The sequence below is a fragment of the Streptomyces sp. NPDC001380 genome (assembly GCF_042895785.1).
GTDB lineage: Bacteria > Actinomycetota > Actinomycetes > Streptomycetales > Streptomycetaceae > Peterkaempfera.
In genome coordinates this window covers 360,173-372,429 of the sequence record NZ_JBIAWP010000001.1, presented here as the reverse complement: position 1 = coordinate 372,429, position 12,257 = coordinate 360,173, and the positions used below count along the sequence as shown (strand labels likewise).

The window sequence follows — 12,257 nt, the reverse complement described above, 5'->3', positions numbered from 1 at the left end:
ACCGGCGCCGGGCGGGGCGGCCCCGCCCGTGCGCCCGGCCGGCGGCGGGTCAGCTCCGGGCGGGGCGCATCTCCTGACGCGGGACGCGCACCGGCTGGGAGCCGGGGCCGCCGACGTGCGAGAACGGCTGGGTCCGCCAGTCCAGCTCCGGCGGCAGCGTCAGCAGGGCCTCCAGGGCCGGTCCGGCGTCGAGGGCGGGGTCCTCGTCGAAGTCGGCGGCGTCGTCCACCGGCTGGCCGGAGCCGGGGCAGACCACCGAGGCGAACGGGTTCCACGCGCTGCGCAGGACCGCGTGCTGGGGGAGGCGCTCCTCGTCCCCGAGCAGGGCGATGGGGCGGTCGCACTCGGGGCAGCGGAGCCGGAGGATCTCCCAGGTCTCGCCGTCGCCGGGGTCGGCGCCCGGGAAGGGCGCCCGGGTTTCGCAGGGCTCGGGCTCGTCGGCGCGCAGCTCCGCCTCGGTGTCGCGGGTGCGCCGGTCAAGTACAGGCATGTTCATCCCCCTCGGGTGGGCCAGGCCGCCACGGCCGTGACCACAAGCAGCAATTCCCTCCACCTGCCCCACATAATCCTGCGGACCGACGCACCGTCATGCGCCCGGTGTGTCCTTGGTCACACGGGGCCCCGCGGAGCGCCCTCCGCGCTCCGGCACGCGCCCCCGGCACGTCCCGGCAGCGCCTCCCCGGCGGGGCCCTCCGGCCGGGGTCCGCCGGTCCGGGGCCTGCCGGCCGCCGCCCCCGCGCCGGGTCAGCCGCCGGCCGCCTCCAGCTCCGCCGCCACCGCCCGGCGCAGCTGCTCCAGCCGCCGGGGCAGCGGCTCCCACCCGGGGGTGCCGGCCAGCTCCACGTTCAGCTCGGCCACGGTCCGGGTGTAGGCGCGCGCCAGCCCCCGGGGCATCAGCGGCATCCCCGGCGGCCGCCGCCGCACCCGGCCGTCCGCGTCCGGCAGGCCCGCGTGGTTGCCGCGCACCGACACCCACAGCGCGTGCACCGGACCCTGCGCGGCCGCGACCAGCTCCTCCCGGACCGGCAGCCACCGCCGCAGGGCCGCCCGCGTCGGCCCGGACAGCGGCAGCACCTCGGTGTGCGGCGGGCTCACCGACCTGGCCTGCGGCCGCCGGACCAGCCGCACCTCGCCGAGGTCCCCGCCCGGGCCGCCGCCGCTGCCCCCGCCCAGGTCGCCCGTCCGCAGGGCGCACAGCTCCCCGGCCCGCGCCCCCGTGTCCAGGACCACGCCCACGAGCGCCAGCAGCCGGACCCGCCCCGGGTCCGCCCGCGCGTACCGCTCGGCCCCGTCCGCCAGGTACCGCAGCAGCAGGCCGCGGCGGCGCGGATCCACCACCGGCTTCGGCTCGGGCACCAGCGGGCGCTCCGGCACCTCCAGCGCCACCCCGGCGCGCCGGGCCACGATCACCAGGCAGTCGGCGCGCACCCGCATGCTGGCGTCCGACGACCGGCCCGGGTCGGGCACCGCGCGGCGCCGCAGCTCGCCGCGGGCCGCCAGCTCCAGGTACGACTCCACGGCGGCGGACTCCAGCAGGCCGCCCAGCGACGCGCCGGCCCCCGGCGGCAGCCCGCCGCGCTCGACCGCCCGGGCCAGCTCGCCGGCGACCCAGCGCAGCTGCCGAACCCGGGCGCCGCTCACGCCGGGCTCCGCGGCCAGCTCCTCGACCACCCGCTCCAGCGCGGCCACTCCCGGCGCCGGCGTTCTCCCCTGCGACTCGGACATGCGGCCACCCTAGGAGCCGCCACCGACAGCGCCCCGGCAGCGCCCCGGCGGCGCCCCGCCGCTGCCGTCCCCGCCGCCGCTGCCGCCCGTCCGCGGCGCCTTCGGGCGCGCCGGGGGTCCGGCCGGGTCGGCAGGGACGGGCCGCGCCCAGTAGGTTGGCCCCTTGTGGAGGATCTCGACCGTCAGATCGTGCAGCTGCTCGTCCAGGACGGGCGGATGAGTTACACCGACCTGGGGAAGGCCACCGGCCTCTCCACCTCGGCGGTGCACCAGCGGGTGCGCCGCCTGGAGCAGCGCGGCGTGATCCGCGGCTACGCCGCGGTCGTCGACCCCGACGCGGCGGGCCTGCCGCTCACCGCGTTCATCTCGGTCAAGCCGTTCGACCCCAGCGCGCCCGACGATGTGCCCGAGCGCCTCGCCGGGATCGACGAGATCGAGGCGTGCCACAGCGTCGCGGGCGACGAGAACTACATCCTCAAGGTCCGGGTGGCCGGTCCCGGCGACCTGGAGCACCTGCTGGCGCGCATCCGCTCCGCCGCCGGCGTCTCCACCCGCACCACCGTCGTGCTCAGCACCCCGTACGAGGCCCGCCCGCCCAGGATCTGACCCCGTGTCCCGGCCCGCGGCCCCGGTCCGCCCCGGCCCGCGGCCCCGGTCCGCCCCGGCCCGCGGCCCCGGCCCCGGTGCCACCCCGCTGCGCCGCGTCCGGGGGTGCCCGGCAGACTGGCCCCATGACCGATCGCACCACCGGCACCGTGCTCCTGCGCGGCGGCGCCGTCTACAGCCCCGCCGACCCCTTCGCCACCGCCATGGTGGTCCAGGACGGCACCGTCGCCTGGATCGGCTCGGAGGGCGCGGCGGACGCGTACGTCGACGGGGCCGACCGGGTGGTCGACCTCGCCGGGGCGCTGGTCACCCCGGCCTTCGTCGACGCCCACGTGCACGCCACCGCGACCGGCCTGGCCCTCACCGGCCTCGACCTCACCGGCTGCCCCTCCCTCGCCGAGGCCCTGGCCCGGCTGGAGCGCCACGTCCGGCAGGAGCGGTCCTGCGGCCGCCTCGCCGCCGGCGGGGGCGGCGACGGCGTCGTGGTCGGCCACGGCTGGGACGAGACGGGCTGGCCCGAGAACCGTGCGCCCACCCGCGAGGAGCTGGACGCCGCCGCGGACGGCGCCGCCGTCTACCTCTCCCGCACCGACGTGCACTCCGCCGTCGCCTCCACCGCGCTGCGCGCCCGCGCCGACCGGTCCGGCGCCCTCTCCGGCCTCGCCGGGCACCACCCCGACGGCCCGCTCACCCGCGACGCCCACCACGCCGTGCGCCGCACCGCCCTCGACGGCATCTCCGCCGGCCAGCGGCGCGACGCCCAGCAGGCGGCCCTGAGCCGTGCCGCCTCCCTCGGCATCGGCTCCGTCCACGAGTGCGGCGGCCCCGACATCTCCTCCGAGGAGGACTTCACCGGCCTGCTCGCCCTGGCCGCCGAGGGCGGCGGGCCGCGGGTGTTCGGCTACTGGGGGGAGCTCGGCGCCGTCGGGACCGCCCGGCGCCTGGGCGCGGTCGGCGCGGGCGGCGACCTCTTCGTGGACGGCGCGATCGGCTCCCGGACCGCGTGTCTGCACGCCCCCTACGCGGACGCCGACGACGCCGGGGCCCCCGGCTCCACCGGCGCCGCCTACCTCACCGCCGCCGAGGTCGCCGACCACGTCGCCGCCTGCACGGAGGCGGGCCTCCAGGCGGGCTTCCACGCCATCGGGGACGCCGCCCTGGCCGCCGTCCTGGACGGCGTGCGGGCCGCCGCCGGACGGCTGGGCGCCGGGCGGGTGCGGGCGCTGCGCCACCGGGTGGAGCACGCGGAGCTGCTGGACGACGCGGCGGTGGCCGCCTTCGCCGAGTTCGGCCTGGTCGCCTCCGTCCAGCCCGCCTTCGACGCCGCCTGGGGAGGCGAGGACGGCATGTACGCCCGCCGGCTGGGCGCCGAGCGGGCCCGGGCGCTCAACCCGTTCGCGCAGCTGCTGCGGGCCGGGGTCCCGCTGGCCTTCGGCTCCGACGCGCCGGTGACCCCGCTGGACCCGTGGGGCACCGTGCGGGCCGCGGCGTTCCACCGGAACCCCGCGCACCGCGTCTCCGTGCGCGCCGCCTTCACCGCCCACACCCGGGGCGGCTGGCGGGCGCTCGGCCGTGACGACGCGGGCGTGCTGGTGCCGGGCGCCCCGGCGGACTTCGCGGTCTGGCAGGCGGGGGAGCTGGTGGTGCAGGCCCCGGACTCGCGGGTGGCGGGCTGGTCCACCGACCCCCGCTCCGGCACCCCCGGCCTGCCCGACCTGACGCCGGGCGCGCCGCTGCCGGTCTGCCTGGCGACCGCGGTGCGCGGCCGGGTGGTGCACGGGTCCCTCTGACGGGGGACGGCGTCCGACGGGCGCCGCCCTCCGAGGGCGGCGTCCTCCGAGCGGGGCGTCGGCGGTCGGGGCGTCGGCGGTCGGGGCGGCGGTCGGAGGGGTCTCGGGAGGGGCGCCCGGTGGCGTCGGAGGGCGCCCGGCTGCGTTTCCGGCGCGCCCGGCGCGTCGCACGCCGCGGCGGCGGCCGCCCGGCGGAGTGCGCGCCGGGCGCCGCGAAGATCGCCTGCGGCCGATCGGGTGGAGCCCGGTCCCCCCTCCGGGACGCGCCGCGGCGGACTCCTCACGCCGGAAGACCGCTCCGACCTGGGGTTCTGCTCCGTCCGCGCAGGTCGGGCCGCAGTTGACAGACGGCGGTCGGCTACCAGTAGGTTCGACGCCGTCCACCTCCGGGGGGAACTCCCCCCGCAGGCCGCCCGACCGGGAACCTCCACGCCAAACCCGTGGCAGGCACTGGGCCGACGGACGGCGCCCCAGCGGCGCCGCCGACAGGCAGCCAGGTCCAGCCGCCGCGGCACGGGGCGCGTGGCAGCCGGCAGGCCAACCGGGGCCCGCCGGGCAGGTGCGACCCGGGCGGGGACCGGACGCTCAGTAGACAACGGCTCTCGGCCGATCCGCAGCCGGCGGGTCCCGGGTCGGACCGAAGGGCGTCCGGTCCCCGGTCCGCCGCACCCGCGCCCCTCCCCTCGGCCACCCCTCCCGCGCCCGGCCCCCGCCGGGATGCCCGGACCGTGCCCCGGCACTCCCCCCGCCTTGGCGCTCCCCCCGCCCCGGCTCGTCCTGCCGCCCGCGCCCCGGACCCGGCCGCTCCCGCCCCTCCCGACCCGGTCCCCTGATCCGGCCCTCCCCGCCGCGCGTTGTACCGTCGTCGCACGTCGCGTCACCCGTCCGGACGGCGCGCGCACGGAACCACCGACCAGAGAGGCGGCGCGCGTGGCAGTGCCCGTAGACCCCGTGCTCCGCGGGCGGACCGACGCGGCGGACCCCGTCCCCGGCCCGCCCGACGGCCGCCCGGCCCCCGCCGAACCGACGGCCGCGCCGCAGGCCGGTGCCGCCGCCCCCGAGCCGCCGGCCGGCCCCGCCGGCACGCCGGCCGCCCCCGCACCGGCCCGGGCCGAAGGCCGCCCGCCACGCCGCGAGCGGCTGCGGCGCGGACTGCCCCGCGCCGCCGCCGCGGCGCTCTTCGGCCTGATGCTGGCCGCCGCCTTCCCGCCGTACGACCTGTGGCCGCTGTCGGTGGCCGCCGTCGCCGGCCTCTCGCTGCTCACCCGCGGCCGCACGGCCCGGCAGGGCGCCTGGACGGGCTTCGCCTTCGGCGTGCCCTTCCTGCTCTGGCTGCTCGACTGGCTGCGGGTGATCGGCTCCGACGCCTGGATCGCGCTCTCGCTGGTCGAGGCGCTCTTCCTGGCCGCCATGGGCGCCGGCCTGGCCGTCACCTCCCGGCTGCGGGCGTGGCCGCTGTGGGCGGCCTGCCTCTGGGTCGCCCAGGAGTGGGCCCGCGACCGCCTGCCGCTCGGCGGCTTCCCCTGGGGCAGGCTGGCGTTCGCCAACACGGCGACCCCGTACACGCCGCTCGCCGCGCTGGGGGGCGCGCCCCTGGTCACCTTCGCCGTCGCGCTGACCGGCGCCCTGCTGGCCGCGGCCGCCCTGCCCCTGCTGCGGCACGCACCGGCGCCGCTGCGCCGCCGCCTTCCGGTCCCGCCCCTCCCCGACGCCCTCGCGGCCCCCGACGCCCCGCCCGCCCCCCGGCGGACGCTGCGGCTCGCCGCCGTACCGGCCGTCGCCGCCGTCGCCGCGGCCCTCGCCGGCCAGGCCGTCCCCGTCCCCACCGCGCCGGACGACACCGCGGAGGTCGCCGTCGTCCAGGGCAACGTGCCCCACCCCGGCATGGACTTCCTGGGCCGCCCGATGGCGGTGCTCAACAACCACGTGAGCGCCACCGAGCGCCTCGCCGCGGACGTCGCCGCCGGCCGCAGCCCCCGCCCCGACGCCGTGATCTGGCCGGAGAACTCCTCCGACCTCGACCCCTTCCGCAACCCCGAGGCGTACGCCGCCGTCGACCGCGCGGTGAAGGCGGTCGGCGTGCCCGTGCTGGTCGGCACCCTGGTCGACGGCCCGGACCGGCAGCACGTCCGCAACGAGGGCATCGTCTGGGACCCGGCCACCGGCCCCGGCGCCTCGTACACCAAGCAGCACCCGGTGCCGTTCGGCGAGTACGTGCCGTTCCGCTCCCTGCTGTCCAAGGTCGTCACCCGGCTCGACCGGGTGGCCCGCGACTTCTACCCCGGCACCACCACGGGCGTCCTCCAGGTGGGGAAGGTCCGCGTCGGCGACGTGATCTGCTTCGAGATCGCCTACGACGGGATCGTCCGCGACGCCGTCGACGCCGGCGGCCGGGTGCTGGTCGTCCAGACCAACAACGCCACCTACGCCCGCAGCGGCCAGCCCGAGCAGCAGCTGGCCATGTCGCGGCTGCGCGCGGTCGAGCACGGCCGCGCCGTGCTGATCGCCGCGACCAGCGGGATCAGCGCGGTGGTCGGGCCGGACGGCACGGTCCGGCAGCGCACGGCCGAGCTGACCGCGGCCCGGCTGACGGCGGCGGTCCCCCTGCGCGACGGAACGACACCCGCCGACCGTCTCGGTGCCTGGCCCGAGTGGGCGGTCGCTATTGTTGGGCTGTCCTCCTGCGCGGCGGCCGTCCTGCGGACCAGGTCCCGCCGCGGTACCGGGCCTGTCCCGCCGACCGTCGGGACCGTCGGCGACTGACGGGTGCACCGCGCGGGAGTGCAGCCGAACAGGGGGGACGGCACCGGGGGGCCGACAGGCCGGTGGGGACGCGGCGCGTCCGCGCCTGCCTCGTACGCCCCGTCCCCGCACCGCCGCGGGGACGCCTCCGCCGCACCACACCGCCCGCCGCAAGGGAGAGAAAGGCCGGTCCGTGACCGACAAGCACGTCGAAGAGCCCCATGACTTCGCCGACCTCGGCAAAATCCTGGTCATCATTCCGACCTACAACGAGGCCGAGAACGTCACCCGCATCACCGCCCGCGTCCGCGCCGCGGTGCCCGAGGCGCACATCCTCGTCGCGGACGACAACAGCCCCGACGGCACCGGGGGGATCGCCGACGGGCTCGCCGCCGACGACGACCACGTCCACGTGATGCACCGCAAGGGCAAGGAGGGCCTGGGCGCCGCCTACCTGGCCGGGTTCCGCTGGGGTCTCGACAACGGCTACGACGTGCTGGTCGAGATGGACGCCGACGGCTCCCACCAGCCGGAGCAGCTGCCCCGGCTGCTGACCGCGCTGCGCGGCGCCGACCTGGTGCTGGGCTCCCGCTGGGTGCCCGGCGGCAGCGTCGTCAACTGGCCCAGGCACCGCGAGTTCCTCTCCCGCGGCGGCAGCCTCTACTCGCGCCTCATGCTCGGCGCGCAGCTCCGCGACATCACCGGCGGCTACCGCGCCTTCCGCAAGGGGACGCTCCTCGGCCTCGGCATGGACGAGGTCGCCTCGCAGGGCTACTGCTTCCAGGTCGACCTCGCCTGGCGCGCCGTCCGCGCCGGCTTCCGGGTGGTCGAGGTCCCGATCACCTTCGTCGAGCGGGAGCTCGGTGCCAGCAAGATGAGCCGCGGCATCGTCGTCGAGGCGCTGATGCGCGTCACCGCCTGGGGCGTCCAGAACCGCCTCGGCAGGCTGCCCGCCCCGCGTCCGGCCGACCGGAACACCCCCGTCGCCCCGGACGTTGAGTCGAAGGCGGGGGCGGGCGGCGCCGTCCGCTGACGCCCGGCACGGCGACCGCGGCGGCACCGCCGCCGGACACGGCCGACCGGCCCGGTCCGCACCCCCCGCAGGGCCGAGCGCCCCGCCCCCGGCACCCGGGAGGCGGGGCGGCCCGGCAGGCCGGCGTCCCGCCCGGGGGCGCCCGCGGAGCGAGGAGTGGAACCCGCCGTGACCGACCCCCGTCCGACCGCCCGCGCCTCCGCCGCCCCGGCGGGGCGCGGCGGACGGCTGCGCACCCTGCTGCCGCTCGCCGTCGCGGCCTGGCTGGTCCTGGAGATCTGGCTGGCCCTGGAGGTCGCCTCGGTCCTCGGCGGCCTCGCGGTGGCGGCGCTGTTCCTGGCGGGCGCCCTCGTCGGGGGCTGGACCGTCAAACGCGCCGGCCTGCGCGCCCTGCGCTCCGCGGCCCGCTCCGCGGAGCAGGGCCGCGAGCCCGAGGCGGGGGAGTCCCACACCGCCCTCACGATCACCGGCGGCGTGCTGCTGATCCTGCCCGGCTTCCTCTCCGGCCTGCTCGGCCTCGCCTGCCTCTTCCCGCCGACCAGGGCGCTGCTGCGCCGCGTCCCGGGCCGTCTGGCCCGTGCGGCGGTCCGCCGCGGCCGGGCGGGCGACCCGCTCGCCGAGGCGCTGCGGCTGCAGGAGCAGCTGCGGGTCCACCGGCCCGGGGGTAGGGTCGTCCCGGGCGAGGTCGTGGACCGCGACGGCGGCCCCGGCGGCGCGTCCCGGGACGACGCCCGTCCGCCGCGCACCGTCCGGATCCTGCCGCCGGAGCAGCCGCCGCGCTGACGCCTGACGCCTGGCGCCTGACGCGCGGGTGCGGGAGGCGGGGCGGGCCGGAGCCTCCCCGGTCCGCCCCCGGTACGTCCCGGACAGAGTGCGCCATGGCGGGGCGGGCCGCGGGGGGCCCGGTAGGACGAAGGCCCTGGCGCCGGCAGATCGCTCTGCCGACGCCAGGGCCTTCGCCTCCCCGCCGCTCACCGGGGGAGACGGTCGTCTCAGGCGCTCTTGCGGTTGTCCCGCGGGTGGACGGCCAGGTTCATCCCGCCGGAGCGGAGCACGGCCAGGCGCTCGGCCAGCACCTCCTCCAGCTCCTCCCTGGTGCGGCGCTCCATCAGCATGTCCCAATGGGTGCGCGCCGGCTTCACCTTCTTCTCCTCCGGCTCGTCCCCGTCGAGAAGGAGGGCCTCCGTACCGCAGAAGCGGCACTCCCACACGGGCGGGATCTCGGCCTCCACGGAGAACGGGACCTCGAAGCGGTGTCCGTTCTGACATGCGTACTCCACGGTCTGGCGCGGGGCCAGATCGATGCCGCGGTCGGTCTCGTAGCTGGTGGCCCCGAGTCGCGTGCCGCGGAGAGCTCGCTCACTCATGAATCGTGCCTCCCGGGCTTGTGGCCCACAGGACTGGTGGTCGCTGTCTATGTGGTCGCTGTCTTCGTCGTTCCGGTCAACGCTCGGCCGCTGTCGAAGATTCCCGTCCCCAGACGCGCGTCGTCCGTCGTGCCGCCCCCGTTGTACCCATCCGCGCCCCTTTTGTCACATCTGGCGTGCGATGTCACCCTGGGTTTTCACGATTTTGCACGCAGTGACCGATCCCGACAGCCGCCATCGGCGTACACTTCGCGCCTGCCCGCCCCGGCCCCGCCCATGCCCCCGGTCCGTGCCCCGGTCCGTGCCCCGGTCCGTGCCCCGGTCCGTGCCGCCGGCCCGTCCGCGGCCCCGCTCAGTACGCGCCCTCCGCGGCCGGGGCCGCCGTCGCCGGGGCCACGGCCGCCGGGTCCGCCGCCGGTGCGGCCGGGTCCGCCGCCGCAGGCGCCCCGCCGGTCCGCACGGCCCCTGCCGCGGGCCGCGAGAACCACCGCAGGAAGACCTGCGCCGCCGGCCCGATCGCCAGGGCGTACACCACCGTCCCCACGCCCACCGTTCCGCCCAGCAGCCAGCCCGCCGCCAGCACCGCCACCTCGATGCCGGTCCGCACCAGCCGGACCGAGCGCCCGGTCCGCCGGTGCAGCCCCGTCATCAGCCCGTCGCGCGGGCCCGGCCCGTACCCGGCCCCGATGTACAGGCCGGTCGCGGCCCCGTTGAGCAGGACGGCCGCCGCCAGGAGCAGCACCCGCAGCGGCAGCGGGCCGGGGGCGGGCACCGCCCACAGCGTGGCGTCCATCGAGGTGCCCACCACGACCACGTTGCTCACCGTGCCGAGGCCCGGCCGCTGCCGCAGCGGGATCCAGAGCAGCAGCACGGCCGCCCCGACCACGCAGGAGACCGCGCCGATCGTCCAGCCCGTGCGGAGCGCGACCCCCTGGTGGAAGACGTCCCAGGGGTCCAGCCCCAGGCCGGTCCGCACCAGCAGGCCGGAGCTGGCCCCGTACAGCACCAGTCCGGTGTACAGCTGCGTGAGACGTCGTGCGTGCATGGCCCCTCTGCTCCCTTGCGCGGACGCGGTCGGCGCCGGTGGCGCCGGTGGACCCGCCCGTGCCACTCTGGCCCGCAACCGGCCTGCACATCCACGGCCAATCCGAAGGAAGTGGACCGATCCGCATGCACACGTGGACGACCGCCCTGGGCGCGGCCCGGCTCGCCCGGCTCCTCGGCGGCGCGGGCTTCCCCCCGGCGGACCGCACCCCGGCCTACCGCGGCCTCGCCGCCTCCGTCCGGCTGCTCCTCCTGGAGGGGCGCCTCGGCGTCGGGGTGCGGCTGCCCGCCGAGCGGGAGCTCGCCGCCGCCCTCGGCGTCAGCCGCACCACCGTGGCCGCCGGCTACCAGCAGCTGCGCGACTGGGGCTACCTGGCGAGCCGCCGCGGCTCGGGCAGCTGGACGGTCCTCCCCGACGGCCACCCGGTGCCCACCGGAGCCCTGGCGCCCCTGCCCCCGGACCGCGCCGGAGCCGTCCTCGACCTGGGGTGCGCCGCCCTGCCCGCCCCCGAGCCCTGGCTCACCGCCGCCTTCACCGCGGCCCTCCAGGACCTCCCCGCGCACACCCGCACCCACGGCGACCACCCGGCCGGCCTGCCGGTCCTCCGGGAGGCCCTCGCCGACCGGTTCACCGCGCGCGGCCTGCCCACCACGCCCGAGCAGGTCATGGTGACCACCGGCGCGATGGGAGCCCTCGCCGCCGTCCGGCGGCTGCTGGCCCGCCCCGGCGACCGGGTCGCCGTGGAGGCGCCCAGCTACGCGAACGTGCTGCAGATGCTGCGCCGCGACGGCCTGCGGCTCGTCCCGGTCGCCCTGGGGGAGGCCCTCTCCGGGTGGGACCCGGGGGAGTGGCGGCGGGTGCTGCGCGACGCGGCCCCGCGCGCCGCATACGTCATCCCCGACTTCCACAACCCCACCGGGACGCTCGTCCCCGACGACCAGCGCGCCGCCCTCGCCGCCGCGGCGCGCGCGGCGGGCACCGTCCTGGTCGCGGACGAGACCATGGCCGAGCTCTCCTTCCCCGACGACGACGGCGACGGCGACGACGACGGCGACGGCGACGGTGGCAGGGGCAGGGGCGGCGCCAGGGTCGGCGGCGCGGCCCCCGGGCCGCGGCCGCTGGCCGCCCACGACCCCGGCGGCACGGTGGTGACCGTCGGCTCGGCCAGCAAGGCGGTGTGGGCCGGGCTGCGCATCGGCTGGGTGCGGGCGGCCCCCGCTGTCGTCCGCCGCCTGGTGGCGGACCGCGCCTACGCCGACCTGGGCTCGCCCGTCCTGGAGCAGCTGGCCGTGGCCCGGCTGCTCCGCGACGGCGGCTGGGACGCGGCCCTCGCCGAGCGCCGCCTGCGCCTGCGCGCCCACTGCGACGCCTTCGCCGCCGCCCTGCGGGACGAGCGGCCCGAGTGGTCCTTCGACCTGCCGCCGGGCGGCCTCACCCTCTGGGTCCGCACGGCGGGCCTCTCCGGGGCGGCGCTGGCGGCCGAGGGCGACCGGCACGGCGTCCGGGTGGCCGCCGGTCCGCGCTTCGGCCTCGACGGCGCCTTCGAGCACTACCTCCGCCTGCCGCTCACCGTCGGCGGGGACACGGCCCGCGAGGCCGTCCGCCGCCTCTCCCGCGCCGCCGACGCGGTGGCGGCGGGGGCCGGGACCGACCGGGCCGGGGAGGTCTTCGTCGCCTGATCCGCGCGGCGCGCGGCGCACGCCGGCCTCCGCCCCGACGGAGACCGGTACGGGACGGCCGCCGGTCCACCCGCCCCCGGGCCCGGGCCCGAGCGCCGCCGGAGAGCGGCCCGGCGGCCCGGCGCCGGAGCGCCCCCCCGAGTGACCGGGTCCGGGCGGCGCGGGTCCGGGGTGCCGCGGCCGCTGTCCCCGCCCGGCGGACCGGCACACGGCAGCCGGCGCCCGCCCGGTCCTCCTGCCGCCCTGCTGCTGCCGCCGCCCCGGCCCGCG

General features: G+C 79.0%; 10 protein-coding genes. 6 read left to right on the top strand and 4 right to left on the bottom strand.

Going from position 1 to position 12,257, the window contains the following annotated elements:
• Nucleotides 1-49 precede the first annotated feature (49 nt).
• Nucleotides 50-490: a hypothetical protein gene (locus ACFY07_RS01700; protein WP_390866888.1), complete on the bottom strand. Its 441-nt coding sequence runs from the start codon at nt 488-490 to the stop codon at nt 50-52.
• A 254-nt stretch (nt 491-744) separates the two neighbouring features.
• Nucleotides 745-1,725: a hypothetical protein gene (locus ACFY07_RS01695; RefSeq protein WP_390866887.1), complete on the bottom strand. Its 981-nt coding sequence runs from the start codon at nt 1,723-1,725 to the stop codon at nt 745-747.
• Between the two features lie 165 nt (nt 1,726-1,890).
• Here ACFY07_RS01695 and ACFY07_RS01690 point away from each other — a divergent pair, with 165 nt between their 5' ends.
• The 5 genes from ACFY07_RS01690 to ACFY07_RS01670 all read left to right on the top strand — a co-directional run bounded on the left by ACFY07_RS01690 (nt 1,891) and on the right by ACFY07_RS01670 (nt 8,679).
• Entirely contained in the window at nt 1,891-2,331 is a 441-nt protein-coding gene (locus tag ACFY07_RS01690; RefSeq protein ID WP_390866886.1) for an Lrp/AsnC family transcriptional regulator, read from the top strand.
• 125 nt (nt 2,332-2,456) lie between these two features.
• Complete coding sequence (locus ACFY07_RS01685; RefSeq protein WP_390866885.1) at nt 2,457-4,121, top strand: amidohydrolase; 1,665 nt, start codon at nt 2,457-2,459, stop codon at nt 4,119-4,121.
• A gap of 936 nt (nt 4,122-5,057) precedes the next feature.
• Nucleotides 5,058-6,884: an apolipoprotein N-acyltransferase gene (gene lnt, locus ACFY07_RS01680; protein WP_390867052.1), complete on the top strand. Its 1,827-nt coding sequence runs from the start codon at nt 5,058-5,060 to the stop codon at nt 6,882-6,884.
• 172 nt (nt 6,885-7,056) lie between these two features.
• A complete protein-coding gene (locus ACFY07_RS01675; RefSeq protein WP_390866884.1) occupies nt 7,057-7,896 on the top strand; it encodes a polyprenol monophosphomannose synthase in 840 nt (279 codons plus the stop codon).
• A 168-nt stretch (nt 7,897-8,064) separates the two neighbouring features.
• Nucleotides 8,065-8,679: an FxsA family protein gene (locus tag ACFY07_RS01670; RefSeq protein ID WP_390866883.1), complete on the top strand. Its 615-nt coding sequence runs from the start codon at nt 8,065-8,067 to the stop codon at nt 8,677-8,679.
• Between the two features lie 209 nt (nt 8,680-8,888).
• Here the strand turns inward: ACFY07_RS01670 and ACFY07_RS01665 are convergent, their stop codons facing one another.
• A complete protein-coding gene (locus tag ACFY07_RS01665; RefSeq protein ID WP_055585521.1) occupies nt 8,889-9,263 on the bottom strand; it encodes an RNA polymerase-binding protein RbpA in 375 nt (124 codons plus the stop codon).
• A 352-nt stretch (nt 9,264-9,615) separates the two neighbouring features.
• Nucleotides 9,616-10,308, bottom strand: a complete 693-nt coding sequence (locus tag ACFY07_RS01660; RefSeq protein WP_390866882.1) for a YitT family protein — start codon at nt 10,306-10,308, stop codon at nt 9,616-9,618.
• A 125-nt stretch (nt 10,309-10,433) separates the two neighbouring features.
• On the opposite strand from ACFY07_RS01660, the gene ACFY07_RS01655 reads away from it, so the two are divergent.
• Nucleotides 10,434-11,987, top strand: a complete 1,554-nt coding sequence (locus tag ACFY07_RS01655; RefSeq protein WP_390866881.1) for a PLP-dependent aminotransferase family protein — start codon at nt 10,434-10,436, stop codon at nt 11,985-11,987.
• Nucleotides 11,988-12,257 lie beyond the last annotated feature (270 nt).